Here is a 26,458-nt window from a genome sequence, read left to right on the forward strand (position 1 = left end):
CCGCCCAGGTGGGTGCGACAGACTGCAGGAGCTTGAAAGGAGCACGTCCGACATGACCGACACCACGCCCAACGGGCAGGACGACAAGCGTCCCGAGGACACGGCCGTTCCCACGGGATCGGACGACGCGTCGCGGCACGAGACCGAGCACGTGGACGCAGCTCCCACCGACGACCGAGCCGACCACACCGACGTCATCCAGCCGGCTCCGTCGGACGACACCGACGTCATCTCGTCCGGGTCGTCGCAGCCGACGAGCCAGTACACCGCGCCGTACCCCACCACCGACGGTGGCTACGGGCAGCACACCACCCCGTACGGCCAGGCCGAGCAGCAGTCCGCGGACCGCCCGCGCTACGGCGAGTACGCGCAGAACGACGCGCAGACGAGCCAGCACGGTCAGGGCCAGTACGGCCAGGCGAGCCAGTACGGCCAGGGCCAGTCCCAGTACGGCCAGCCCAGCCAGTACGGCCAGGGCCAGTCCCAGTACGGCCAGCCCAGCCAGTACGGCCAGGGCCAGTACGGCCAGAGCCAGTACGGCCAGTCCCAGTCCCAGTCCCAGTACGGCCAGCCGAGCCAGTACGGCCAGGGCCAGTCCCAGTACGGACAGGGCCAGTACGGCCAGAGCCAGTCCCAGTACGGCCAGTCCACGTACGGCAGCGCCCCGTCCTCCTCGCAGGCACCGGCCTCCGCGAGCTCCTTCGGCGACGTCGACGGCACGAACCAGCGCAACGGCCACTACTTCGGCAGCACGGCCACCGGCGCAGCCGCCGGTGCAGCAGCCGGCGGCGCAGCGGGCCACGACGGCACCGGCAGCCACGACCGCGCCGGCACCACCACCCGCACCAAGGACGGCCGCGGCCGGCTCGTCCTCCCGATCGTCGCCGGCCTCGTGCTCGCCGGCCTCGTCGGCGGCGGTGCCGGGTACGCCGTCAGCTCCTCCCAGGACGGCGGCGGCAGCACCGTCATCGGATCGAGCAGCCAGAACGGCGGCAACCTCACGGTCAACGACTACGACAGCGCCACCGTCGTGACCGCCGTGGCCGCGCAGGCGACGCCCTCCGTGGTGACGATCAACGTCTCCGCGAGCAGCGAGGCCGGCACCGGCTCGGGCGTGGTGTTCAGCAAGGACGGCTACATCGTCACGAACACGCACGTGGTCACCCTCGACGGCGACAGCTCGAACGGCACGATCACGGTGACGACCTCGGACGGCAAGATCTACCCGGCCAAGCTCATCGGCACGGACCCGACGGTCGACCTCGCGGTGATCAAGATCGACGCGACCGACCTGAAGCCGATCACCTTCGCCGACTCCTCGAAGCTCAACGTCGGAGACACGGCGGTCGCGATCGGTGCGCCGCTCGGTCTGTCGAACACGGTGACCGACGGCATCGTGTCGACGCTGAACCGCAGCATCCAGGTGACCTCGAGCGCCCCGACCGAGGGCGGCGACTCGAACGAGGGCGGCAACGGCAACGGCGGCCCGTTCGACTTCTGGGGCAACGGCGACAACGGCAGCAGCTCGGGCACGAGCAGCACCGTCTCCCTGCCGGTCATCCAGACCGACGCGTCGATCAACCCGGGCAACTCGGGCGGTGCGCTGCTCGACTCGAAGGGCAAGCTGATCGGCATCAACGTCGCCATCGCGAGCGCGGGCAGCTCGTCGTCGTCGGACTCGCAGTCCGGCAGCATCGGCGTCGGCTTCTCGATCCCGGCGAACCTGGTCCGGCGCGTCGCGAACGAGATCAAGGACAACGGGTCCGCGACCCACGGTCTGCTCGGTGCGACGGTGGGCGACGCGGCAGAGGACGCCCGCGCCACCCAGATGGGCGCGCTCATCAAGTCGGTCTCGTCCGGCGGCGCGGCGGCGAAGGCCGGCCTGCAGAAGGGCGACGTGGTCACGAAGATCGGGTCGGCGACCGTCTCGGACGCCACCGACCTGACGGCGCAGGTCCGCTACTTCGCGGGCGGCGCGAAGACGACCATCACGTACCTCCGCGGCGGCGAGACCCGCGAGGCGGACGTGACCCTCGGGACGTACGACAGCAAGGGCTGACGCGACGGCCCACGGTCTGGAGGCGCGGTGCCGGCTGGCACCGCGCCTCCCGTCATTGCGGGGTCACGTCGTCGACGCGAGGCGGCCTTGATAGGCTCATGGTCGCTCTGCGGGGCGGCACCGCCTGCGGTGCGTCCCGCGCACCGCCAGAAGGACCCGAGGGACGCATGCAGACAGACGGACAGCCCTTGCCGGGCGTCTCGTACGTGATGCCCGTCCTGAACGAGGTCACCGAGGTGCGCGCCGCGGTCCAGAGCCTCCTGTCCCAGGACTACGCCGGGCCGTTCGAGGTGATCCTCGCGCTCGGTCCGTCGATCGACGGCACGAACGAGCTCGTCGCGGAGATGAGCGCGGCCGACCCGCGGATCCGGGCGATCGACAACCCGGTCGGCTCGACGCCCGCCGGGCTGAACGTCGCCATCCGGGCGTCCGTGCACCCGATCGTGGTGCGCGTCGACGCGCACTCGGTGCTGCCGGCCGACTACACGCGGATCGCGGTCCGCGTGCTGCAGGAGTCGGGGGCCGACAACGTCGGCGGCATCATGCACGCCGAGGGGCGGACGCCGTTCGAGCGTGCCGTGGCGCTGGCGTACGGCAGCCGTGTCGGGTTGGGCGGCACGCCGCACCACGTCGGCGGCCAGGCCGGTCCGGCGGAGACGGCCTACCTCGGGGTGTTCCGGCGTGACCGGCTGTTCGCGGTCGGCCTGTTCGACGAGGGCATCAAGCGGGGCCAGGACTGGGAGCTGAACAAGCGCCTGCGGCAGACCGGCGGCACGGTGTGGTTCACGCCCGAGCTGGTCGTGACGTACCGTCCGCGGCCGAGCCTCAAGCGCCTGGTGCGGCAGTTCGTCGCGACGGGGCTGTGGCGCGGCGAGCTCGCCCGGCGCTTCCCCGCGAACAACGGCCTGCGGTACTTCGTGCCGCCCGCCATGGTCGCCGCGATGGCGGTCGGCATCGTCGCCGGCCTCGTCGGGGTCGTCGGTGCCGTGCTCGGCAGCCCGGTGGCCTGGGCGCTGCTCGGGTTCGTCGTCCCCGCGGTGTACGTGCTCTTCGTCGTCCTCGGCGCGGTCGCCGTCGCCCGCCGCTCGGGACTGCCGACGCTCCTCTGGTTGCTCGTGGTGCTGCCCTGCATCCACGTCGGCTGGGGGCTCGGCTTCATCATCGGATTCCTCACCCGGACGTCCGACCTGACCACGCACACGGGACGGTGACCGGATCTTGACCGACCACGCCACGGGCCACGGGGACGCACGCCCCACCTCGATCGCGGAGCTCCGCGCGGTCGCCCAGCCGGACGAGGTCCGCTCGCGGGCGAACGCCGAGCACTGGACCGCCTCGCTGTACCTGCGGGACGTGTCCCCGTACCTGACCTGGGTGCTGCTGAAGACCCGGGTGACCGCGAACCAGGTGACCGGCCTGATGATCCTCGTCGGCTGGAGCGTGGCCGCGGCGCTGCTGATCCCGGGGATCTGGGGCGCGGCGCTCGCGCTCGTGCTCGGGCAGCTCCAGATGCTCGTCGACTGCTGTGACGGCGAGGTCGCCCGCTGGCGTGGCACCCGCTCGCCGGCCGGGGTGTTCCTCGACAAGGTCGGGCACTACACGACCGAGGGCCTGATCCCGGTCGCGCTCGGCGTCCGTGCGGCGACGTGGCCGATCCACGGTGCGGACTGGATGTGGACGACGATCGGCTGCGCGCTCGGCCTGGTGATCGTGCTCAACAAGGCGCTCAACGACATGGTGCACGTGGCACGGGCGAACGCCGGGCTCGAGAAGCTCGTCGACCGTCGTGACGCTGGGACGGCTCCGTCCGGTCGGCGTCTCGCGACGCTGCGTCGTGCCGCGCGCTTCCTGCCGTTCCACCGCCTGTACCACTCGGTCGAGCTGAGCATCCTGGCGTTCGTGTTCGCGCTGCTCGCCCTCGTGATCGGCCACCCGCTCGCCGACCGGATCCTCGTCGGGGCGCTCCTGCCGCTCGCGGTGCTGGCGACGGCCGGGCACTTCCTGGCGATCATGGCGTCGAAGCGGGTCCGCGCATGACCTCGGGCACCCTCCGCCGGAACGCGGTGCGGCACCGGGAGCGCCCCCGCATCGCCGTGGTGAGCCTGACCCAGGGCACCCGGCCGGACGACCTGCGCCGTGGGCTCGACAGCGTGCTCGCGCAGCAGGACGTCGAGCTCGACGTCGTCTGCGTCGGCAACGGCTGGGAGCCGACCGGGCTGCCCGACGGGGTCCGGGCGCTCGCCCTGCCGGAGAACCTCGGGATCCCCGCCGGTCGCAACGCGGGCGCCGAGGTCGTCGACGGCGACTACGTGTTCTTCCTCGACGACGACGCCTCGGTGCCGTCGCCGACCTTCCTGCGCGATGTGGTCGGCCTGTTCGAACGCGACCCGTCCCTCGGGCTCGTCCAGCCGCGGGTGGTGGACCCGACCGGCGTCGCGAACCCCCGACGCTGGGTGCCCCGCATCCGCAAGGGATCGCCGGAGGACTCGTCGCCGGTGTTCTCGGTGTGGGAGGGCTCCGTCGTGCTGCCGATGGACGTCTACCGTGCCGTCGGTGGCTGGGGAGCCGAGTACTTCTACGCGCACGAGGGCATCGAGCTCGCCTGGCGGGTCTGGGACGCCGGGCGCCGGACCTGGTACGCCGGGGACCTCGTCGCACACCACCCGGCGATCGATCCGGCACGGCACACCGAGTACGTCCGCCTGAACGCACGGAACCGGGTCTGGCTCGCGCGCCGGAACCTGCCGGCCGTGCTCCGCCCGCTCTACGTGGGGTCGTGGGCCGCGATCCAGACCCTGCGCTGGGCCCGCCACCCGCGGCAGCTCGCGACCTGGTTCGCGGGCGTCCGCGAGGGCTGGACCACCGACCCGGGGCCGACGCGCACGATGGGGTGGTTGACCATCGGGCGCATGACCCTGGCCGGGCGGCCCCCGGTCGTCTGACCGCACCAGCGTTCCCCGCACCACCCCGTCACACCAGGAGCCTCACCATGCGGATCATCAGCGACGCCCGGACCGCCGTGCGGCTCGCGACGCGCCTGCTCGCCTCGCGCCGGAGTCGGCGAGATCTCGCCCGACGGCTGCCCTCGGCGCCCGTGCCCGCACCCGGCAGCACCGAGGTGGCGGTGTACTTCGCCGACGGTCCCGTGAACATGTACCAGGTACGCCAGTGGTACGCCCCGCTCGCCGAACTCGCCCGGACCCACCCGGTGGCGATTGTCTCGCGCAGCCCGGGCACCATGCTCACCCTGCTCGACGAGTCGCCCGTGCCGGTCGTGTACGCCCGCCAGGTCGTCGACCTCGAGCGCTTCGTCGAGGAGCAGGCGCCCAAGGTCGTCTTCTACGTCAACCAGAACGCCCGCAACTTCCAGATGATGCGGTACGGGCGCATGTGGCACGTCTTCGTCAACCACGGCGAGAGCGACAAGATGTACATGACCACGAACCAGTTCAAGGCGTACGACTACGCCCTGATCGCGGGGGACGCGGCTCGTGACCGGCTGGCCGACGCCCTGTGGGACTACGACCTCGACGCTCGCACCATCGCGATCGGCCGGCCGCAGGCCGACCACTTCGCCGGGGCAGCGCCGTACCCGGCCGACGAGCGCACCGTGGTGCTCTACGCGCCGACATGGGAGGGCGACCGCGCCGCGGCGGCGTACGGATCGATCGTCAGCCACGGCACGACGATCGCCGAGCGGGTGCTCGCGTCGCCGGCGCACCGTCTGGTGTACCGGCCGCACCCCCGCAGCGGTGTGCTCGACCCCGGGTACAAGGCCGCGCACGAACGGATCGTGCAGGCGATCGCGAGCGCGAACGCCGCCGACCCGAGCGCCCACCACGTGTACGACGACGGGCCGACGCTCGGGTGGCAGCTGGCGGACGCGGACGTCGCGATCACGGACATCAGCGCCATGATCTACGACCGGCTGGCGGTCGGGAAGCCACTCGTCGTGACGCGCCCGGTCAGCCCCGAGGCCGACGTCGACGAGCGCGGGTACCTGAGCGACGCCAACTGGCTGCGTGCCGCGGACGCACCGGACGTGCTCGCGCGGGTCGACGCCGCCGCACACGACGCCGAGGAGCTGGCGAAGCTGCAGCACTGGGTCGAGCGGTACTTCGGAGACACCACGCCGGGGGCCGCGACCGCGCGCCTGCACGCCGCCGTCGAACGGCTGGTCGCACGCTGGCACGAGGTCGCGGCGGCCCGCGGCGAGGGCGAGGCCGCGCGGGACTGACCGCGGTCAGCCGTGGCGCTCGGGGACGAGGGACATCCGCCAGAGGTACTCCGAGCGGTCCGGACGGCGCCAGCGCACGACGACGACGCCGGTCTCCTCGGGGTCGGCGCCGAACACGGCGATGGAGAGCCCGCGCCCGGGCTCGAGCCGGTGCACCGCGAGCGGCGGGCAGTACCCCGAGCCGAGGTGCGTGAGGGTGAGGCCGTCGACGGGTTCGTCGCCGGTGTTCACCAGGTCGTAGCGTCGCGGGGCCTGGGAACGGTCGATGGTGAACGGGACTGCGTATGCCGGTGTGCTGTGGTGCATGGGGGCGACGGTAGGGGGAGGGTCCGACGTGCGGGCCCGGATCCCGCCGGTGGCGACATGTCCTGTGGAGGGCGGTCGGTGGCGAGCGGTTGTGGGGGAGGAGTGCCCCGTCAGGCCGCGGTGTCGGCGGCGTACCGCTGCAGTGCTTCCTCGATGCCGCCGTCGAACTGCAGGCGGCCCTTGTCGAGGTACAGGCCGCGCGTGCAGAAGCGCCGCAGGTCCTTGTCGCTGTGCGAGACGAAGAACAGCGTGCGGCCCCCGTCGAGGAGCTCCTCGATCCGCTTGTAGCACTTCTCGCGGAACGCCTTGTCGCCGACCGCGAGCACCTCGTCCACCAGGATGACCGGCTCGTCGAGGCGCGAGATGACCGCGAACGCGATGCGGACCTTCATGCCGCTCGACAGGTGCTTGTAGGGCGTGTCCACGAAGTCCGCGATCTCGGCGAAGTCGATGATCTCGTCGAAGGCGTCGCGGATCTCGGTCTTCGTCATGCCGTGCAGCCCCGCGGTGAGGTACACGTTGTCGCGCACCGACAGGTCACCCACGAAGCCGCCGGTGATCTCGATGAGCGGTGCCACACCGGCGCCGACGTGCACGCGGCCCTCGTCGGGGAGCATCACCTGGGCCACGAGCTTGAGCAGCGTCGACTTGCCCTGACCGTTCCGTCCGACGACGCCGATCGCCTCGCCCGGGCGGACGTCGAAGGAGACGTTCCGGAGCGCCCAGAACTCGTCCCCGCGCTTGCGGCGGGCACGCCCGGCGAAGAGGTCCTTGAAGCTCCGGCTCGCCCGGCGGTTCCGCTTGAACCGGATGCCGGCGTCGCGTACGGAGATCACCGGGGCGACGGTCGTGCGGGCGGTGGTCTGGTCGGTGGCGGTCATCACAGCTCCTTGAGGACCCGGTGCTCGCTGCGACGGAAGACGACCACGCCGACGGCGAGCACCACCGCCGTGACGACGACCGACACCCCGACCTCGAACCAGTCGAGCTGCCGCGGGAAGAACGCCGAGCGGTAGATGCCGAAGATGCCGCTCAGCGGGTTCAGCGCCGCCAGGTCGTGCAGCCGGTCGGGGAGCGCCTGTGTGCCGTAGATGATCGGCGACGCGTAGAAGAGGAAGCGCAGCACGAGCTTCACCGCGCGCTCGAGGTCACGGAAGAAGACCACGAGCGGCGCCACGATGAGCCCGAGGCCGTAGACGAGCGCGCACTGCAGCACGATGGCCAGCGGGTAGAGCACGACCTGCCAGTGCAGGTGGGCGCCGGTGGCGAGGACGAAGATCGCGAGGACCGGCAGGCTCAGCAGGAACTCGATGCCCTTCGACGCGTTCACCCGGGCCACCCAGATGCTGCGCGGGATGGTCGTCGAGCGGATGAGCTTCGACTCCTTGATGAACGCCCGGGTGGAGTCGGACACCGCCCCGGTGAACCACATCCACGGCAGCAGTGCCGAGAGCAGGAACACGATGTACGGCGCCTCGCCGACCGTGCCGCGGTGGAACACCTGCGTGAAGACGAACCAGTAGATCGCCGACATCACGAGCGGGTCGAGGATCGACCAGACGTACCCGAGCGCCGAGGTGGAATAGCGGACCCGGAGGTCGCGCACCGTCAGCAGCCAGAGGGCATGACGATAGCGCCGACCGTTGCTCCGGATCGCCGCGGGGGCGGCAGCCACGGACACGGTCGGCGCACTCGCTGTGGTCACGGTTTCCCTTCGGGCGGAACCGCCGAGGGGGTCCTGACGGAGGTTCAGGCGAACAGGTCGTTCGCTCGCTCGAGGTCCTCGGCGAAGTCGATCTCGACGGCGTACATGTCCGAGATGTCGATCGGGCTCCAGCGTAGCCCGTCCTCGGCGATGGCAGCCTCGATGCCGCCCTCGAAGTACTCCTGGTCGTCGACGCGGCCGAGCTGGCGGATGAGCGCCTGCTTGTCGGCCGAGGACACGTAGTTGATGCCGACGGCCTCGCCGAGACCACCGACGACACGCTTGGACAGCTCGTGGATGAAGCCCTCGGCGTCGACCGTGTACTTGACCTCTTCGTCGGAGACCTTCTCGGTGTTGACGCTGACGAACGAGCGGTCCTCGTCCATCATGTCGGCGGCACGCACCAGGGCCCGCGGGTCGAAGACCACGTCGCCGTTCATCCAGAGGACGCCGCCCTTGCCCGTCGCCTTGAGGGCACGGAGGAGGCTCTTCGAGGTGTTGGTCGAGTCGTAGGACTCGTTGTAGACGAAGTTCGCCTCGGGGAACGCCTCGACGATGTACTCGGACTTGTACCCGACGACGATCGTCACACGGGCGCTCGAGCCGAACGCGGCGCGGATGTTGTCGAACTGCTGCTGCATGATGGTGCGGCCGTCGCTCAGTTCGGTGAGCGGCTTCGGCAGGCTCCGCCCGAGGCGGCTGCCCATCCCCGCTGCGAGGATGACGATCTGCGTGGTCATGCTGGTCCCTTCCGGTGTCCGCCCGCGCGCCTGAGGGCACGGGCGGGCCTCGTCGAGTCTGCGCCGGGATGGTCCGGATTGTCCGGGAGATCGCCGTTCCCTGGGGTGATTCGCAGCCAGGGGGACCTCGCACGGAACCCGGTCGGAGCAGGTTTCCAAGTGGTGAACACTCCGTCGTGCCCTGGTGAATCATACGGAACGAGCCGCCGTCGGCCTACGGGCTGGCGGCCTTCGTGCTCAATTCGTGACACTGTCGCGGCGGCCGGTCCCGCTGTCCACGGAGCGTTGGTACGGTGGGGCCGTGGCCGCTGCAGCAGATGACGAGGACGTGTACGCCACGTCCGATGCCGCCTGGCTGACCGAGGCGGACGACACGGACACCGACGACCAGGGGGACGAGGATGCGCCGGAAGGCTCCAGTGGTGGGCCGGTGACCGACGAGGCCATCGCCGCGGACACCGACACGATCGACGCCGGAGCGTTCCGCACCGACACGGACGGCGCCGACACGACGGACGTCGAGACGAACGCCGCCGGCACGCGCGACGCCGATGCCGTGAGCGGGGCCGCAGCGCCCGCCGCCGCGGCACAGCCGGCCGGCCGGAGCACCGCTCGGCCGACGGGCAAGGCACGCCCCGGCAAGGGGCGTGGCGGGAAGGGACGGGCCACGCGCCCGGCGCAGGCGGCGGGGACGACCCGCACCGCGCCTCCCGGACGGCCGGAGGCCCCCGCGACCGACACCGACGCGACCACCGTGCCCGTGTCGGACGCCGACCCGGCCACGGCGCCCGCCGCCGCGACGGCCGTCGACGACGTGACCGACTCCACCAGGCCCGCCGCCGCAGCCTCCGCCGCCGTCGCCACCGCGCCCGACGCCGGCAGCACGAAGGCGTCCAAGAAGCGCCCCGCCACGAAGCGTTCGACGCCCGTGGCCCCCGCACCCCAGCAGCCCGTCGTGCTCCGAGCCAGCGGGCTCGTGAAGCGCTACGGCCAGACCCTCGCCGTCGACGAGGTCGACCTCGAGATCCGCCAGGGCTCGATCTTCGGCGTCGTCGGCCCGAACGGCGCGGGCAAGACCACCACGCTCTCGATGGTCACCGGCCTGCTCCGTCCGGACGCCGGCTCGGTCACGGTGCTCGACCACGACGTGTGGGCCGACCCGACCGCCGCGAAGCGCAGCCTCGGGGTCCTGCCAGACCGCCTCCGTCTGTTCGACCGGCTCACCGGCGCACAGCTCCTCTACTACTCCGCGACGCTCCGCGGGCTCGACGGCACCACCGCCCGCGCCCGCAGCGCCGACCTGGCAGAGGCCTTCGGTCTCGGCGACGCGCTCGGCCGGCAGGTGGCGGACTACTCGGTCGGCATGGCGAAGAAGATCGCGCTCGCCGCGACGCTGATCCACTCGCCGCGGGTGCTCGTCCTCGACGAGCCGTTCGAGTCGGTCGACCCGGTCAGCGCCGCGACGATCACCGACATCCTGCGCCGCTACACGAACGGCGGCGGGACCGTCGTGCTCTCCAGCCACTCCATGGAGCTCGTGCAGCGCACGTGCGACTCGGTCGCGATCATCGTCGGCGGCAAGGTCCTCGCCTCCGGCACGATGGCGCAGGTCCGTGGGCGCAAGAGCCTCGAGGACAAGTTCGTCGAGCTCGCGGGCGGCCGCGTCGTGGCAGAGAGCATGGAATGGTTGCACAGCTTCTCCGGCTGAGGGCCGACCTGCTCGCGGGGGAGGTCCGCGGCGGCGCCCGCCGGTCCGTCCTCGTCGTGCTCGGCAGCCTCGTGGGCCTGGTCGCGGCGGTGTCCGTCGCCGCCCACTTCGTCGACCTCCGGGGCGACAGCCCCTCGGTGGCGCGATCGGTCGTCGTCCCGGTCGGTGCCCTCGTGACGTTCGCGTTCACGGTCGTCCCGCTGGTCGTCGGTCGCAGCGACCAGTTCGACCCGCGCCGCTTCACGGTGTTCGGCATCGGACGACGCGACCTCGCCGTCGGGCTCGGTGTCGCCGGGCTCGTCGGGGTGCCGGTCCTCGCGGTGGCGATCGTCGCCGTGGGGCACGTCGCCACGTGGACCCGCTCGGCGGGCGTCGGCGTGCTCGCGGTCGTGTCCGCGCTCCTCGCCGTCGCGACCTGCGCGCTGCTCGTCCGGGTCGGCAGCGCCCTCGGTGCGTCCCTGATCGGACCCCACCGTTCGCGTGACGCCGGCTGGCTCGTCGCGCTGGTCATCGTCGTGCTCGCGATCCCCGCCGTCTCGCTGCTGCTCCGTGCGGACTGGATCGACCCCGCCGGCGCCGAACTGCAGCGCGTCGCGGACGTGGCCGGGTGGACGCCGTGGGGCGCCGCCTGGGCCGTCCCCGCGGACGTCGCGGTCGGGCACACCGGCGAGGGCGTCGTGAAGCTGCTCGTCGCCGTCGCCGTCGTCGCCCTGCTCGGTTGGGCCTGGTGGGCCCTCGTCGGTCGCGCGCTCGAGACCGTCGACGGCCGGACCTCGACCCGCCGGTACCGGGGTCTGGGCTGGTTCGACCGGCTCGGTTCGACCCCGGTCGCCGCGGTCGCCGCACGTGCGCTCACCTACTGGGTGCGCGACCCCCGCTACCGCACGTCCTACCTCGTCATCGTGTTCGTGCCGCTCGTGGTGCTGCCGCTCGGCGTCGCGGGCGTCCCGTGGCACTGGACCGCGCTCGTCCCGCTGCCGCTGATGGCGCTCATCGCGGGCTTCCTGCCGCACAACGACGTCTCGTACGACAACACCGCGGTGTGGCTGCACGTCGCGTCCGGCGCTCCGGGCTGGAGCGACCGCCTCGGTCGCGTCGTGCCCCTGCTTGCGGTGGGGCTACCGGCGATCGTCGCCGGCGCGGCCGTGTCCGCGCGGCTGTTCGGCGACTGGGTCGCGTTCCCGGTGCTGATCGGGGTGTGCGCGAGCGCGCTCCTCGCCGGGCTCGGCCTGTCCAGCGTGGTGTCCGTCACCCTGCCGTACCCGACGGTCCGGCCTGGCGACCACCCGTTCCAGCAGCCGCAGGCCGCCGGCACGACCGCAGCGGTCGCGCAGACGACGATGGTCGTCGGGATCCTGGTGTGCACCGTCCCCGCGGCGTGGCTCGCCGTGCTCGCGCTCGACGGCCGATCCGGGTCGTGGGGCGTGACGACGCTGGTCGTCGGGGTGCTGGTCGGGTTCGTGGTGCTCGCCGTCGGCGTCGCCGCCGGTGGCCGCCTCTTCGACCGGCACGGGCCGGACCTGCTGGCCGCGGCGCAGCGGAACTGACGGCCGGGAGGCACGGCGCGCGCCCGCCACGTCGGCCAGGTCGTCGACCGCGCGGCCGGGAGGCACGGCGCACGCCCGTGACACGGCCCGCGTTCCCGACGGGCAGACCCGGCGGCGTCGGTCGCCGCCGCCACGCGGCTCGCGTCCCCGACGCCGTGGACGCGACCACCCGCCGGGGCGCGCCGGCGGGACGGACCGGCACCGTGCCTCCCGGCCGACGCTCGCACCCGCACCGTCGTACCCTTGGGGGCATGAGCATGACGGAACCCGGCGGTGGCGGCCTCGACGTGATGGACCGCGAGCTCGAGAAGCTCCTCGAGGAAGAGGCGATCGAGCCCGGCGACCACGAGCGCTTCTCGCACTACGTACAGAAGGACAAGATCCTGCAGTCGGCGCTGAGCGGCAAGCCCGTCCGCGCACTCTGCGGCAAGAAGTGGGTGCCGGGGCGCGACCCGGAGAAGTTCCCGGTCTGCCCCGACTGCAAGGCCATCTACGAGAAGATGAAGGCCGAGTAGCGCTCGCCGCGCCGGCGGATCAGATCACCAGCGTCGGGATCGCGGGGTCGCCGCGCCCGATGCGGGCGGCGTCCGCCGGCAGTTCGGCCTTCGCGCCCTTGTGGTGGGCGCGGGCGGCCTCGACCCCGGCGCTGCCCAGGAACGCCGGGTCGACCTCGCCGTGCTCGACCACGGGCACCAGCAGCGGACGCTCGTCGGCGCCGACGGAGCCCGAGGTGCGGACCACCTCGGCCGTCGCGATGCCGTTGCGGAGCCGTCGCCCGGCTTCCTTGCGACCGCCCGTCGACGCCTTGTCCGCCGACTTCTTGGCGACCGGCACCCACTCGTCGCCCGCGGGCGTCTGGTGCGCCACGAGCTTGAACACCATCCCCGCCGCCGGGTGTCCGGAACCGGAGACGACGCTCGTGCCGACCCCGTAGGAGTCGACGGGAGCGGCTCGGAGTGCAGCGATGGTGTACTCGTCGAGGTCGTTCGTGACCGTGATCTTCGTGCCCGTCGCTCCGAGCCGGTCGAGCTGGGCGCGGACGCTCGCGACGACGCTCGGCAGGTCACCGCTGTCGATGCGGACCGCGCCGAGCTTGCCGTCGGTCAGGCGGACCGCGGTGTCGACCGCGGCCTCGATGTCGTACGTGTCGACGAGCAGGGTCGTCCCCGAGCCGAGGGCGTCGAGCTGGGAGCGGAACGCCGCCTCTTCCGAGTCGTGCAGGAGGGTGAACGCGTGTGCGGCGGTGCCCATCGTGGGGATGCCCCACGTGCGGCCGGCCTCGAGGTTGCTCGTCGCGCCGAAGCCGGCGATGTACGCGGCGCGGGCGGCGGCGACGGCGTTCCACTCGCCGGTGCGGCGCGAACCCATCTCGGCGAGCGGGCGGCGGTCGGCGGCGGACACCATGCGGGCCGCGGCCGAGGCGATCGCGGAGTCGGCGTTGAGGACGCTGAGCGCGAGGGTCTCGAGCACGACGGCCTCGGCGAAGGTGCCCTCGACCTGGAGCACGGGGGAGTTCGGGAAGAAGACCTCGCCCTCGCGGTACGCGCGGACGTCGCCCGTGAAGCGGTAGTCGGCGAGCCAGCGCGCCGTGCCCTCGTCGATGACCCGGCGGTCGCGGAGGAAGCCGATCTCCGCGTCGCCGAAGCGGAACTCCGTCAGGGCCGTGAGGAAGCGTCCGAGTCCGGCGGCCACGCCGTACCGGCGGCCGTCCGGCAGGCGCCGGGTGAACACCTCGAAGACGCAGCGGCGGTCGGCGGTGCCGTCCTTGAGGGCCGCGTCCACCATTGTGAGCTCGTACTGGTCGGTGAGGAGTGCACTGGTCACCTCGCCGAGCCTAGCGACGCGGCACTGCGCGGGCACGGGGTGCGGCGTCGGCTCGGTACGCTGGGGTTCGTGACGGATGCACCGATCGGAGTCTTCGACAGCGGGGTCGGCGGGCTCACGGTGGCCCGGGCGATCATCGACCAGCTGCCCCGTGAGAGCATCCGGTACGTCGGCGACACCGTGCACTCGCCGTACGGTCCGAAGCCCATCGCCGACGTCCGGCGGTACGCGCTCGAGGTGATGGACGACCTCGTCGAGCAGGGCGTCAAGGCGCTCGTCATCGCCTGCAACACCGCCTCCTCCGCCGTGCTGCGGGACGCCCGGGAACGCTACGAGCAGGCGTACGGCATCCCGGTCGTCGAGGTCATCCAGCCGGCCGCCCGCGCCGCGGTGAAGCAGACCCGCACCGGGCGCATCGGTGTGATCGGCACGGTCGGCACCATCGCCTCCCGCGCGTACGAGGACGCCTTCGCGGTCGCCGCGGACGTCACCCTGACGCTCGCCGCCTGCCCGCGGTTCGTCGAGTTCGTCGAGGCCGGTGACACCTCCTCGCCCGCGCTCCGCGAGGTGGCCGAGGGCTACCTCGCGCCGATCCGCGACGCCGACGTCGATACCCTGGTCCTCGGCTGCACGCACTACCCGCTGATGTCCGCTGCGATCCAGTACGTGATGGGCCCGGACGTCACCCTCGTGTCGAGCGCCGAGGAGACCGCGAACGACGTCTACCGCCGGCTCGTCGAGCACGGGCTGGAACGCACGACCCCGGAGCCGCCGACCTACGCGTTCGAGGCGACCGGTGACGACAAGAACGGCTTCATCCGACTGGCCCGCCGCTTCCTCGGACCCGAGGTCTCGAGCGTCGGACACCTCCAGACAGGGGCGATCACGTTGCCCCGCACCGAAAGGACCCCATGAGCACCCGCATCGACGGCCGCAGCGCCTCCGACCACCGTCCCGTGACCATCGAGCGGGGGTGGAGCACGCAGGCCGAGGGCAGCGCCCTCATCTCCTTCGGCAACACGAAGGTCCTCTGCACCGCTTCGTTCACCAACGGCGTGCCGCGCTGGCTCGCGGGCAAGGGCACCGGCTGGGTCACCGCCGAGTACTCGATGCTGCCGCGGTCGACGAACGAGCGCATGCAGCGCGAGTCGATCAAGGGCCGGGTCGGCGGTCGCACGCACGAGATCTCCCGCCTCATCGGCCGGTCGCTCCGCGCCGTCGTCGACACGAAGGGCCTCGGCGAGAACACCCTCGTCATCGACTGCGACGTGCTGCAGGCGGACGGGGGCACCCGGACCGCATCGCTCACCGGTGCGTACGTCGCGATGGTCGACGCGATCGAGTGGGGTCGTGAGCGCGGGTTCGTCGGCAAGAAGGCGTCACCGCTGACCGACAGCGTGCAGGCGATCTCGGTGGGGATCGTCGGGGGCGAGCCGATGCTCGACCTCGCCTACACCGAGGACTCCGCTGCCGACACGGACATGAACATCGTGACGACCGGCTCCGGGAAGTTCATCGAGGTGCAGGGCACGGCCGAGCACGCACCGTTCGACCGCGCCGAGCTGGACACGCTGCTCGACCTCGGGCTCGCCGGCAACGCCTCGCTCGCGGCGATCCAGCGCGAGGTGCTGGGGTTGTCCTCGTGACCACACGCACCGTGGTCCTCGCGACCCACAACCAGGGCAAGGTCGTCGAGCTGCGGGACATCCTGGGCGAGGCACTCGGCGGTGTGGAGCTCGTCGGCTACGACGGCCCCGAGCCCGTCGAGGACGGCGACACCTACGCCGCGAACGCCCTGATCAAGGCGCGGGCTGCGGTCGCGCACACCGGGCTCGCGGCGCTCGCGGACGACTCCGGCATCGCCGTGGACGCCCTCCACGGCGCACCGGGCATCCACTCCGCGCGCTACGCCGGCACCCGGGTGGACGCGGACAACATCGCGCTGCTGCTCAGGAACCTCGAGGGCGTCGTGGAGCGCACCGCGGCGTTCGTCTGCGCCGCCGCGTTCGTCACCCCGGACGGCACCGAGCACGTGTTCGAGGCGGTCTGGAACGGCGAGGTCACGACCGAGCCGATCGGCGACGGCGGCCACGGGTACGACCCGGTGTTCCGACCCGACGACGCCGACCGGACGTCGGCGGAGCTGACGCGCGACGAGAAGAACGCGCTGTCGCACCGGTCGAAGGCGTTCCGGGGGATCGCGCCGATCGTGCGCGAGTACTTCGGGGTCTGACCCGCGGGCCGGCGGAGCCGTCTGGTGACTGCCGGCCCTGCAGCCCCCGCGCTACGCCTGCGTGCTGCCGGCCTCCGGCTGCGTGGGCTGCTTCGACTGCGTGGCGCGAGCGGCCTCCTCGGCCTCGGCGGCGTGCTTGGCCTTGCGCGCGTTGCGGATGTACGTGAGGGCCATCGGGACGACCGTGACGACGACGGCCGCGAGCAGGATGATGTCGATGTACGACCGGACGATGTGCGCCACGAAGGGGATGTGCCCGATGAAGTACCCCAGGAACGTCACGCCGACGCCCCAGATGACCGCGCCGATCGCGTTGTAGAGCGAGTACTTCTTGTAGTTCATCCGGCCCACGCCCGCGGCGATCGGCAGGAACGTGCGGACGACCGGGACGAAGCGCGCGAGGATCACCGCGAGGGGCCCGAACCGGTGGAAGAAGGCGTTCGTCCGGTCGACGTTCGCCTTGGAGAACAGCCCGCTGTCCTTCCGCTCGAAGATCGGCGGACCGGCCTTCTTGCCGATGTAGTAGCCGAGCTCGCCGCCGAGGAACGCGGACGCCGCGATCATCAGGGCGGCGACCCAGATCGGGATCCCGCCGATCGCACCGCCGCGGTCGAACGCGAACAGGCCGGTGATGACGAGGAGGCTGTCGCCCGGGAAGATGAAGCCGACGAGCAGGCCGGTCTCGGCGAAGATGATCGCGCAGACGACGAGCACGGCGACGGCCCCGAAGTGGTCGAGGATGTACTGCGGATCCAGCCAGGGGATCAGGGCGAGTGCGACGGAGTGCATGGTTCTTCCGGTCGTGGAGGCGGCGGGCACGGGGAAGACTCCCGCGGGACGAGGGTACCGCCCGGCGATGGGGCGACCATCCCCCACGGGTATGACTTCGCCGACCGTGCGGCCCCCGTGCGGGGAACCGCGAGGGGGACGGTGCGGAAGGAGGGACTCGAACCCTCACGCCTGGGGCACAGGAACCTAAATCCTGCGTGTCTACCGATTCCACCACTCCCGCGAGCAGCGGCAGTCTACCGAGCGCGACCGGCGGGGCGGGCGCGCACCGTGCCTCCAGACCGGGCGGACCGCCGACCCGCCGACCCGCCGACCGGCCGCACCGTCAGCGCAACCGTCGCGGCAGGTACCGCGGGACGTACCGGAGCAGGATGCCCGCGCCGACGAGCCCGAGCACGCCCATCACCCCGCTCGCGAGCGCGAGCGACGCGACGGCGGTGACGCCGGAGATGAGCAGCGGCGCAGCCGCCGACCCGAAGTCGCCGGTGAAGCGCCACGCGCCGAGGAACGGGGCGGGCGCGTTGCGCGGCGCGAGGTCCGCGCCGAGCGTCATGAGGATGCCGGAGCCGACGCCGTTCGCGAGCGACATCCCGACCGCGATCGCCACGAACCAGCCGACGCGGGCGTCGAGGTGGCCGCTCCAGGCGAGCAGGAAGTACGCGACGCTCAGGCCGAGCATGCACGGCAGCGCACTCGCGAGGCGTCCCCAGCGGTCCATGATCTGCCCGCTCGTGTAGAACAGCGCGAAGTCGACGGCGCCGGCGATGCCGATGACGAGGGCAGCGGTGGCGTCCTGCAGCCCGACGCTCACGGCCCAGAGCGGCAGGATGACCTGCCGACCGGCGCGGAGTGCGCCGATCAGCGCTGCGCCGCTGCCGAGGCGGAGCAGGACCGCGCGGTTCGCGCGGATGGTGCGGAAGAGGCCGTGCGCCTCCTGCTGGACGAGCTGCGCGCCCGTGTCGGTGGGCGGCTCCAGCACGTCGGTGCGGTCGCCGGGGCCCGGACGGGAGGCGCGGCTCGGCCTCCGGAAGCCGCGTGCGCCCGTCGCGGGGTCGCGCACCACGAGGAGCACGGTCGCCGCCGCGAGGCAGCAGACGACGTGGATCCAGAAGGCGCTCCGGCTCGCGCCGGTGAGGTGGACGACCCCGGCGGCGATGAACGGGCCGACGAAGTAGCCGAAGCGGAAGACGCCGCCGAGGCTCGACAGTGCGCGGGCACGGACGTGCACCGGGATCGCGGTCGTCATGTAGGCGTGCCGGGCGAGCGCGAAGACCGCGGTCGAGACGCCCACGAGGAAGACACCCGCCGCGAGGACCCAGCTGTTCGGCGCGACGGTGCAGACGAGCAGGCCGACGACCGAGACCCCGGCGGCGCCGATCATCGCGTTCCGCTCGCCGATGCGCGCGACGACGATGCCGGAGGGCACGTCGCCGATGAGCTCCCCGACGAGGATCAGCGACGCCACGAAGCCGGCGAACGCGAGCCCGGCGCCGAGGGAGTCGGCGGCGATCGGGATGATCGGGATGATCGCGCCCTCGCCGATCGCGAAGAGGGCGGCGGGGAGGAAGCCGGACAGCACGACCGCCCGGAGGTCGAAGGCGGGGGAGTCTGAGGTCATCGCTCGTGCAACGGTACGCCTGGCGTCGCCGCGGGATGCGCTTACCCTGGAGGCATGCGTGTACTTGCGGCGATGAGCGGTGGGGTCGACTCGGCGGTGGCCGCGGCCCGGGCGGTCGACGCCGGGCACGACGTCGTCGGCGTGCACCTGGCGCTGAGCCGGATGCCGGGGACCCTTCGGACCGGCAGCCGCGGGTGCTGCACGATCGAGGACTCGATGGACGCACAGCGCGCCGCCTCGGCCCTGGGGATCCCGTACTACGTGTGGGACTTCTCGGCGCGGTTCAAGGAGGACGTCGTCGACGACTTCGTGGCCGAGTACCAGGCCGGTCGGACGCCGAACCCCTGCATGCGGTGCAACGAGCGGATCAAGTTCGCGGCCCTGCTCGAGAAGGCCCTCGCGCTCGGCTTCGACGCGGTCTGCACGGGCCACTACGCCTCGATCCTCACCGGTCCGGACGGCTCGCGCGAGCTGCATCGGTCGGCGGCGTGGGCGAAGGACCAGTCGTACGTGCTCGGCGTGCTGACGGCGGAACAGCTCCGGCACGCGATGTTCCCGCTTGGTGCCACGCCCTCGAAGGACGAGGTCCGGGCCGAGGCGGCAGCGCGTGGTCTGACGGTCGCGCAGAAGCCGGACTCGTACGACATCTGCTTCATCCCGGACGGTGACACCCGCGGCTGGCTCGCGGACCGCGTCGGCACCGAGCCCGGCGACGTCGTCGAGCGCGACGGCACGGTCGTCGGCGCGCACGAGGGTGCAACGGGCTACACGGTCGGCCAGCGGCGCGGCCTGCACCTCGGTCGGCCGGCGCCGGACGGCAAGCCCCGCTTCGTGCTCGAGATCCGCCCGAAGGACAACACGGTGGTGGTCGGCCCCAAGGAGGCGCTCGACGTGACCTCGCTCTCCGGCACGCGCTTCACCTGGGCCGGTGCCGCCCCCGCGGACCCGTCCGTCCACTTCGCGTGCGACGTGCAGATCCGCGCGCACGGCGACCCGGTGCCGGCGACGGCGCGGGTGCAGGACGGTGCCCTCGTGATCGACCCGGACGCGCCGCTGTCCGGGGTCGCGCCCGGGCAGACCGCGGTCGTCTACGTCGGCACCCGTGTGCTCGGGCAGTGCACGATCGACGCCACGGTGTCGGCGGTCCCCGCCACCGCCTGAGGCACGCCCGGCGTCGCGGTCGGGCGCCCCGCCGCTGCGACCGGCGTCGGTGGCGCACGGTAGAACTGATCCATGAGCGAGACCGACGCCACGTTCGAGACCATCGACACCGACGACCTCGACGCCGCGCAGGCCCAGCGCGAGGTGGAACGCCTGCGCACCCGGATCAACGAGCTGCGCGACCAGTACTACGAGGGCAACGGCTCGACGGTCTCCGACGGCGACTACGACGCGCTCGTGCACCGGCTCGACGCGATCGAGCAGCGCTTCCCCGACCTGCTCACCACGGACAGCCCCACGCAGACCGTCGGCGGGCAGGCGCAGACGGTGCAGTTCGCGCCCGTCGAGCACGCCGAGCGGATGCTCAGCCTCGACAACGTGTTCAGCCCCGAGGAACTCACGGAGTGGGCGGTCAAGGTGCAGCGCGACGCCGGTGCCGAGCGCGTCCGGTTCCTCACCGAGCTGAAGATCGACGGCCTCGCGATCAACCTCCGCTACGAGGACGGCCGGCTCGTGTCCGCAGCGACCCGGGGCGACGGCGTCGTCGGCGAGGACGTCACGGGCAACGTCCGGACGATGGGCACGATCCCGGACCGCCTCGCCGGCACCGGGCACCCGCCGCTGGTCGAGGTCCGCGGCGAGATCTTCTTCCCGGTCGCCGAGTTCGACGAGCTGAACGCCCACCAGCGCGAGGCGGGGGAGCGCGTGTTCGCCAACCCGCGCAACGCCGCCGCCGGGTCCCTCCGGCAGAAGGAGGAGGGCAAGTCCGAGGCGAAGCGGGCGCTGATGGTCGACCGGCTGCGTCGGCTGCGGATGCTCGTGCACGGCATCGGCGCGTGGCCGGTGCGCGACCTCGAGCGCGACACCGAGGTGCACGCGCAGTCCGAGGTCTACGAGCTGCTGCAGACCTGGGGCCTGCCGACGTCGAGCCACTACCGGGTGTTCGACACCATCGACGAGGTCCTCGGCTTCGTGCGGTCGACGGGGGAGCGTCGGTCCGCGGTGGAGCACCAGATCGACGGTGTGGTGATCAAGGTCGACGACCTGGCCCTGCACGAGGAGCTCGGCTCGACCTCGCGCGCCCCGCGCTGGGCGATCGCCTACAAGTACCCGCCGGAAGAGGTCCACACGACGCTGCTCGACATCGTCGTCAGCGTCGGGCGGACCGGCCGCGCCACCCCGTTCGCGGTGATGGCCCCGGCCGAGGTGGCCGGCTCGGTGGTGCGCCAGGCGACGCTGCACAACCAGGACGTCGTCAAGGCGAAGGGCGTGCTCATCGGTGACACGGTCGTGCTGCGCAAGGCCGGCGACGTCATCCCCGAGGTGCTCGGCCCGGTGGTCGAGCTCCGTGACGGCTCAGAGCGCGAGTTCGTGATGCCGACGCACTGCCCCGAGTGCGGCACCCCGCTCGCCCCGGCGAAGGAGGGCGACAAGGACCTCCGGTGCCCGAACGCGGAGAGCTGCCCGGCGCAGGTGCGCGGCCGCGTCGAGCACATCGCCTCGCGCGGCTCGCTCGACATCGAGGGGCTCGGCGAGGTCGCCGCCGCCGCCCTGACCCAGCCGCTGCACCCCGAGCAGCCGCCGCTCGTGACCGAGGCGGGGCTGTTCGACCTGACGATGGCGGACATCGTCCCGATCGAGGTGATCGTCCGCGACGCCGAGACCGGCATGCAGAAGGTCGACGAGGACGGCACGCCCAAGCGTGTCACGCCGTTCAGCCGCGCCCGCAAGAAGACCGACCCGCCGTTCGACCCGGACGCCCGCGGTGCCGACTTCACCGGTGAGCCGAGCCGCTACCCGTCGAAGAACGCCTTCGAGATGCTCGCGAACATCGAGGCCGCGAAGACCCGTCCGCTCTGGCGGATCATGGTCGGCCTGAGCATCCGGCACGTCGGACCGGTCGCGGCCCGCGCGCTCGCGAACCACTTCGGCTCGCTGGACGCCATCCGTGCCGCGTCGCGTGACGAGCTCGCTGCGGTCGACGGTGTCGGCGGGATCATCGCGGACGCCCTGCTCGACTGGTTCGCGGTCGACTGGCACCGCGAGATCATCGAGCGCTGGACCGCCGCCGGTGTGCAGTTCACCACGCCCGGACACCCCGGACCCGGTGCGGCCGACACCGAGGGCGGCGTGCTCAGCGGCCTCACCGTGGTCGCCACGGGTTCGCTGGAGGGGTACAGCCGCGAGGGTGCGCAGGAGGCGATCATCGCCGCGGGCGGCAAGGCGGGGTCGAGCGTCAGCAAGAAGACCGACTACGTCGCGGCGGGTCCCGGCGCGGGTTCGAAGCTGACGAAGGCCGAGCAGCTCGGGGTCAGGATCATCGACGCGGAGCAGTTCCGGCTCCTGGTGACCGAGGGTCCGGACGCGATCGCGGACCCGGCGGAGGGGGACTCCGCCGGCTGAGCAGCCCGCTGGAGCACGACTCCAGCTGGGTGTTCGCCGCGCCGCGCGGACGGACGTCCCCCAGTTCGAGGGACAAGTTGCATCGAGCACCCCCAGAGAAGGGTCATTCTCCTTACACTCGGCAGAGCATCACCCGTCGTCTGCAGGGGGACGACGGGAAGGCCTTCCCGGGGGAGACCCGATTGCTGCTCATCGCCGCGGCTCTGCTCACCGCCTCGATGCACTCCTTCGGAGTGGTCGAGGCCCCAGCGGTGCCCACGCCCGCCGCGGCGGTCGTGTCCACGACGCAGACGACGCGACCGGAGGACCCGATCGCTCGCCGGCCGGTCATGACCGGGGTACAGACGACGGCAGCGGGTGACGCGGCGGAGGTGGCAGACGCCACGCCGTCGATCGACACCGCGCACGGACGGGCGTTCCTCGAGACGCTCGCCGGACTCGCCCCGGACGCGCTGGTCGCGGCGGACGGCGACGCCCGGGTCCGCGCCACCGCGCAGGACGATCCACCGACCGCCGTCGAGGTCGCCCGGTGGTGGAGCGCCCTCGACACCGACCGCCGTGCGGTCCTCGTGCACGACGCTCCGACGGTGATCGGCAACCTCGACGGCCTGCCCTACTCGGTCCGTGACCGGGCGAACCGGGCGGTGCTCGCGCTGGGGCTGTCCGCGGCGGAGCGCGACGGCGGGACCGCCGACGGTGCAGCGACGGCCGCGATGCTCGGGCAGGTGCGGGACGCGCTCCGACACGAGCCGGGAGACCCGTACCGGTCGCTCGTCACCCTCGACACGCGGGGGTCCGGACGTGCGGCCATCGCCATCGGCGACCTCGACCACGCCGCGGACGTCACCATGGTCGTCCCGGGGATGTTCTTCACCGTCACCGGGCAGATGCGCGACTTCACCGACACCGCGAACGACCTCTCCGCGGAGCAGGCGACGCTCTCCGGGCTCGCCGAGTCGGGGGAGGGCAACGGCGTGGCCGTCGTCGCGTGGATGGGCTACCGGACACCGGACCTGTCGAACATCCTGTCGCTCGACCTGGCCCGGACCGGAGCGGAGCGGCTCGAGCGGGCCGTCGACGGTCTCCGCACGGTCCGTGCCGGCGAGACGCCCCGGGTGAACGTGGTCGCGCACTCGTACGGCTCGACGACCGCGCTGATGGCGTTGTCCTCCGGGCACATGCGCGCGGACACCCTGACGGTGTTCGGCTCGCCGGGCAGCTCGGTGAAGCGGGCGTCCGAGCTGGCGGTCGGTGCCGGGCAGGTCTTCGTCGGCGACGCGCACAGCGACCCGATCGCCGGCTCCGGGTACTTCGGCACCGACCCGGGCTCCGCCTCGTTCGGCTCGACGGTGCTCGACCTCGCCGGCAGCGGGGGCGTCGCGACCGGCGGCCTGTTCCGGAAGCCGGTCGGCCACAACGACTACCTCAAGCCGGGCACGGCGTCCCTGCACGACGTCGCGCTCATCGCCAACGGCCGCGGCGACCTCGTGCGCGAGCAGCTCCGACGCGGCGAGCACGGCGGGAAGGGTCTGCCGCAGACGTCGCCGGACATGTACCTCGTCCGGCCGCAGGACCTGCAGCAGCGCGACTGAGCCGCAGCCTGGGTGGCTCCCTGAACGCCGCTGCAGCCAGGAGTCGTTCCACGGCAGAACCACCACAGTCCCCGCCCGTACCGTGCCCCCATGCGTGTCGTGCGATGGCCAGGAGCCCTGCTGACGTTCGTCGCGATGTCGGGCCTCGCCGGTCTGCTCGTCGCGGTGGCGGTCACCCCCGCGGTGGCGGTCGCGGGCGAGGGCACCTCGGGCGCGGTGTCCTTCTTCGAGGACCTGCCGAGCTACCTCGACATCCAGACGCCGCAGCAGGTGTCGACCGTCTACGCCACGAAGGGCGGTCACCAGGTCAAGATCGCGTCGTTCTACGCCGAGAACCGCACGACCGTCGCGTCGGACCAGATGGCGGACACGCTCAAGCAGGCTGCGATCGACACCGAGGACCCGCGCTTCCGTGACGAGGGTGGCATCGACGTGATCGGCACCGTCCGCGCGACGATCGCCGACGCCGTCCACCACGGGGCGAGCGTGCAGGGCGGTTCGAGCATCACGCAGCAGTACGTGAAGAACGTCCTCGTGCAGCAGTGCGAGGAACTGACCGGCAAGGACGCCGCCGCGACGAAGGCGGCGATCGACTCCTGCTACCAGAAGGTCGCCGGCGACTCGAAGGCGCGCAAGCTCCAGGAGATCCGGTACGCGGTCGCCGTCGACAAGAAGTACTCGAAGGACGAGATCCTCACCGGGTACCTCAACCTCGTCGGGCTCGGCGGCCGGGTGTACGGCGCCGAGGCGGGTGCCGAGTACTACTTCGGCGTCCACGCGAAGGACCTCTCGCTCGTGCAGTCCGCGACCCTCGTCGCGATCCTGAACAACCCGTCGAACCTCCGCATCGACCAGCCGTCGGACAAGGACAACGGCACGGCGAACGGCTACGCGATGACGAAGGCCCGCCGCGACTACGTGCTGCAGCGGATGGCCGTGCACCACGACGTCACCCGGGCGCAGGCGAAGGCGGCGGAGGCCACCCCGGTGACGCCGCGGATCACCGCCACCGCGAACGGGTGCTCCGCGGCCGCTGCGGGCTTCGACGCCGGGTACTTCTGCGACTACGTGCGCGACCAGGTGCTGCAGGACCCGGCGTTCGGCAAGACGCAGCCCGAGCGGATCGAGACGCTCGACACCGAGGGGCTGCAGATCCACACCTCGCTCGACCTCGACCTGCAGGCCACCGCGCAGCAGGCCCTGTCCTCGTACGTCCCCGCGACGATGCCGGGCGTCGAGGCCGGCGGGACGAACGTGACGGTCCAGCCCGGCACCGGACGCATCCTGTCGATGGTGCAGAACACGGCGTACACGCAGTCGGACGCGGCTCCTGCCGGCTCCACCTCGGTGGACTACAACGCCGACTCCGGCTACGGCAGCTCGAACGGCTTCGCGACCGGGTCGACGTACAAGGTCTTCACGCTGGCCGAGTGGCTCGCGAGCGGGCACACGCTCAGCGAGTCGGTCTCGACCACCGAGCACACGTTCCAGCAGAGCGAGTTCACCAACTCCTGCCTCGCGCTCGGTGGCGAGCCCTGGCAGGTCGCCAACGCCGAGGCCGTGAACCCGAGCATGACGGTGCAGGACGCGACCTCGGAGTCGATCAACACCGCGTTCGGCGCGATGGCGAAGCAGCTCGACCTCTGCAAGATCAAGCAGCTCGCGCAGGCGATGGGCATCCACCAGGCGAGCGGTGCCGCGCCGGACTCGAACCCGGCGTCGGTGCTCGGCACGAACCCGCTGTCGCCGATCGACCTCGCCGAGGCGTACGCGGGGTTCGCGAACGGCGGCGTCGTCTGCACCCCGACCGCGATCGTCGCCGTGACGACCTCGACCGGGAAGAAGATCACGCCGACGCCGTCCTCGTGCACGCAGGGCGTGCCGGAGGACGTCGCCGGCACGGTGGACTTCGCGCTGCAGGGCGTGCTCCGCGGCTCCGGCACGGCCGCGAGCGCGAACCCTGGCGACAGCGTCCCGAAGTTCGCCAAGACCGGCACCACTGACGGTGACCAGCAGAACTGGCTCGTGGCGTCGACGACGAAGTACACGAACGCCACCTGGATCGGCAACGTGCAGGGGCACGTGCGCCTGGCGAACTGGCCGTTCCTGCAGGGCACGACCGGGTACAGCGCGAAGTTCGGCGTCGGCCGGACGATGATGTCCTACCTCGACCAGACGCAGGGCGGGGACGCGCTGCCGGCGCCGGACCCGGCGATGATCGGGCAGGTCGCGGCGGCGCCGTCGACCGCCTCCGCCGACCAGCAGGGGCAGCAGACCCAGCAGCCCACGCAGCAGCAGGCAGCGCAGCCGCAGCAACAGGGTGCGCAGCAGCAGCAGCAGCAGCAGCAGCAGCCCGCGCAGCCGCAGAGCGGCCAGTCGGGCCAGCAGGCACCGACGCAGCAGCAGCCGACCCGGCCACGGCACGGCAGGTGACCGTCGGGAGGCGCGGCGCCGGTCCGGCGGACCGGCACCGCGCCTCCAGACCGGTTCTCCACAGCTCTGGTCGCCGTCGCGCCGCCGCCGGACGCGGCCAATA

General features: G+C 72.1%; 22 protein-coding genes and 1 tRNA gene. 15 read left to right on the plus strand and 8 right to left on the minus strand.

The genetic code is table 11. The features are described 5' to 3' along the window. The first annotated feature begins 52 nt into the window (after nt 1-52). From ACY3FI_RS04370 to ACY3FI_RS04390, 5 genes are all read left to right on the plus strand, one after another. A complete protein-coding gene (locus tag ACY3FI_RS04370) occupies nt 53-2,059 on the plus strand; it encodes a S1C family serine protease (RefSeq protein ID WP_462549530.1) in 2,007 nt (668 codons plus the stop codon). 167 nt (nt 2,060-2,226) lie between these two features. Continuing rightward, nucleotides 2,227-3,270 carry a glycosyltransferase family 2 protein gene (locus tag ACY3FI_RS04375; protein WP_462549531.1) on the plus strand — a complete coding sequence of 348 codons (1,044 nt, stop codon included), beginning with the start codon at nt 2,227-2,229 and terminating at the stop codon, nt 3,268-3,270. A gap of 7 nt (nt 3,271-3,277) precedes the next feature. After that, complete coding sequence (locus ACY3FI_RS04380) at nt 3,278-4,096, plus strand: CDP-alcohol phosphatidyltransferase family protein (RefSeq protein WP_462549532.1); 819 nt, start codon at nt 3,278-3,280, stop codon at nt 4,094-4,096. Then, entirely contained in the window at nt 4,093-5,001 is a 909-nt protein-coding gene (locus ACY3FI_RS04385; RefSeq protein WP_462549533.1) for a glycosyltransferase family 2 protein, read from the plus strand. The genes ACY3FI_RS04380 and ACY3FI_RS04385 overlap by 4 nt, the downstream gene beginning before the upstream one ends. A 47-nt stretch (nt 5,002-5,048) precedes the next feature. Beyond that, on the plus strand, nt 5,049-6,296 hold the full coding sequence (locus tag ACY3FI_RS04390) for a CDP-glycerol glycerophosphotransferase family protein (RefSeq protein ID WP_462549534.1): 1,248 nt from the start codon (nt 5,049-5,051) through the stop codon (nt 6,294-6,296). 6 nt (nt 6,297-6,302) lie between these two features. On the opposite strand, the gene ACY3FI_RS04395 is transcribed toward ACY3FI_RS04390, so the two are convergent. From ACY3FI_RS04395 to ACY3FI_RS04410, 4 genes are all read right to left on the minus strand, one after another. Continuing rightward, nucleotides 6,303-6,602 carry a hypothetical protein gene (locus ACY3FI_RS04395; protein WP_462549535.1) on the minus strand — a complete coding sequence of 100 codons (300 nt, stop codon included), beginning with the start codon at nt 6,600-6,602 and terminating at the stop codon, nt 6,303-6,305. A 110-nt stretch (nt 6,603-6,712) separates the two neighbouring features. Next, a complete protein-coding gene (locus ACY3FI_RS04400) occupies nt 6,713-7,483 on the minus strand; it encodes an ABC transporter ATP-binding protein (RefSeq protein WP_462549536.1) in 771 nt (256 codons plus the stop codon). Continuing rightward, nucleotides 7,483-8,307: an ABC transporter permease gene (locus ACY3FI_RS04405; protein WP_462549537.1), complete on the minus strand. Its 825-nt coding sequence runs from the start codon at nt 8,305-8,307 to the stop codon at nt 7,483-7,485. Before ACY3FI_RS04405 ends, ACY3FI_RS04400 begins: the two co-directional genes overlap by 1 nt. A gap of 44 nt (nt 8,308-8,351) precedes the next feature. Further along, nucleotides 8,352-9,047 (minus strand): phosphocholine cytidylyltransferase family protein, encoded by a 696-nt coding sequence (locus tag ACY3FI_RS04410; RefSeq protein ID WP_462549538.1) that lies wholly within the window; start codon nt 9,045-9,047, stop codon nt 8,352-8,354. A gap of 301 nt (nt 9,048-9,348) precedes the next feature. On the opposite strand from ACY3FI_RS04410, the gene ACY3FI_RS04415 reads away from it, so the two are divergent. The 3 genes from ACY3FI_RS04415 (at nt 9,349) to ACY3FI_RS04425 (ending at nt 12,817) form a co-directional block, all read left to right on the plus strand. Beyond that, on the plus strand, nt 9,349-10,755 hold the full coding sequence (locus ACY3FI_RS04415; RefSeq protein WP_462549539.1) for an ABC transporter ATP-binding protein: 1,407 nt from the start codon (nt 9,349-9,351) through the stop codon (nt 10,753-10,755). Continuing rightward, nucleotides 10,731-12,302 carry an NACHT domain-containing protein gene (locus ACY3FI_RS04420; RefSeq protein ID WP_462549540.1) on the plus strand — a complete coding sequence of 524 codons (1,572 nt, stop codon included), beginning with the start codon at nt 10,731-10,733 and terminating at the stop codon, nt 12,300-12,302. Before ACY3FI_RS04415 ends, ACY3FI_RS04420 begins: the two co-directional genes overlap by 25 nt. Before the next feature lie 251 nt (nt 12,303-12,553). Then, on the plus strand, nt 12,554-12,817 hold the full coding sequence (locus ACY3FI_RS04425; protein WP_462549541.1) for a DUF3039 domain-containing protein: 264 nt from the start codon (nt 12,554-12,556) through the stop codon (nt 12,815-12,817). A 19-nt stretch (nt 12,818-12,836) separates the two neighbouring features. On the opposite strand, the gene ACY3FI_RS04430 is transcribed toward ACY3FI_RS04425, so the two are convergent. After that, complete coding sequence (locus ACY3FI_RS04430; protein ID WP_462549542.1) at nt 12,837-14,126, minus strand: nicotinate phosphoribosyltransferase; 1,290 nt, start codon at nt 14,124-14,126, stop codon at nt 12,837-12,839. A 69-nt stretch (nt 14,127-14,195) separates the two neighbouring features. On the opposite strand from ACY3FI_RS04430, the gene murI reads away from it, so the two are divergent. From murI to rdgB, 3 genes are read left to right on the plus strand one after another with little or no spacing between them, the layout of a single operon-like run. Next, nucleotides 14,196-15,041 carry a glutamate racemase gene (murI, locus tag ACY3FI_RS04435; RefSeq protein ID WP_462549543.1) on the plus strand — a complete coding sequence of 282 codons (846 nt, stop codon included), beginning with the start codon at nt 14,196-14,198 and terminating at the stop codon, nt 15,039-15,041. Continuing rightward, complete coding sequence (rph, locus tag ACY3FI_RS04440) at nt 15,038-15,772, plus strand: ribonuclease PH (RefSeq protein WP_462549544.1); 735 nt, start codon at nt 15,038-15,040, stop codon at nt 15,770-15,772. The genes murI and rph overlap by 4 nt, the downstream gene beginning before the upstream one ends. Then, nucleotides 15,769-16,359, plus strand: a complete 591-nt coding sequence (gene rdgB, locus ACY3FI_RS04445) for an RdgB/HAM1 family non-canonical purine NTP pyrophosphatase (protein ID WP_462549545.1) — start codon at nt 15,769-15,771, stop codon at nt 16,357-16,359. The genes rph and rdgB overlap by 4 nt, the downstream gene beginning before the upstream one ends. A 51-nt stretch (nt 16,360-16,410) precedes the next feature. On the opposite strand, the gene ACY3FI_RS04450 is transcribed toward rdgB, so the two are convergent. The 3 genes from ACY3FI_RS04450 to ACY3FI_RS04460 all read right to left on the minus strand — a co-directional run bounded on the left by ACY3FI_RS04450 (nt 16,411) and on the right by ACY3FI_RS04460 (nt 18,766). Further along, nucleotides 16,411-17,148: a DedA family protein gene (locus ACY3FI_RS04450; RefSeq protein ID WP_462549546.1), complete on the minus strand. Its 738-nt coding sequence runs from the start codon at nt 17,146-17,148 to the stop codon at nt 16,411-16,413. Nucleotides 17,149-17,290: 142 nt separating this feature from the next. Next, nucleotides 17,291-17,371 (minus strand) — tRNA-Leu (locus ACY3FI_RS04455). Between the two features lie 102 nt (nt 17,372-17,473). Then, nucleotides 17,474-18,766, minus strand: coding sequence for an MFS transporter (locus ACY3FI_RS04460; protein WP_462549547.1), 1,293 nt, complete (start codon nt 18,764-18,766; stop codon nt 17,474-17,476). Nucleotides 18,767-18,820: 54 nt separating this feature from the next. On the opposite strand from ACY3FI_RS04460, the gene mnmA reads away from it, so the two are divergent. The 4 genes from mnmA (at nt 18,821) to ACY3FI_RS04480 (ending at nt 26,355) form a co-directional block, all read left to right on the plus strand. Further along, a complete protein-coding gene (mnmA, locus tag ACY3FI_RS04465; RefSeq protein WP_462549548.1) occupies nt 18,821-19,927 on the plus strand; it encodes a tRNA 2-thiouridine(34) synthase MnmA in 1,107 nt (368 codons plus the stop codon). 72 nt (nt 19,928-19,999) lie between these two features. Beyond that, nucleotides 20,000-22,330, plus strand: a complete 2,331-nt coding sequence (gene ligA, locus ACY3FI_RS04470) for an NAD-dependent DNA ligase LigA (protein ID WP_462549549.1) — start codon at nt 20,000-20,002, stop codon at nt 22,328-22,330. Nucleotides 22,331-22,512: 182 nt separating this feature from the next. Continuing rightward, entirely contained in the window at nt 22,513-23,922 is a 1,410-nt protein-coding gene (locus ACY3FI_RS04475; protein ID WP_462549550.1) for an alpha/beta hydrolase, read from the plus strand. Between the two features lie 90 nt (nt 23,923-24,012). Continuing rightward, entirely contained in the window at nt 24,013-26,355 is a 2,343-nt protein-coding gene (locus tag ACY3FI_RS04480; RefSeq protein ID WP_462549551.1) for a transglycosylase domain-containing protein, read from the plus strand. Nucleotides 26,356-26,458 lie beyond the last annotated feature (103 nt).

This window comes from Curtobacterium sp. RM9, assembly GCF_054956955.1.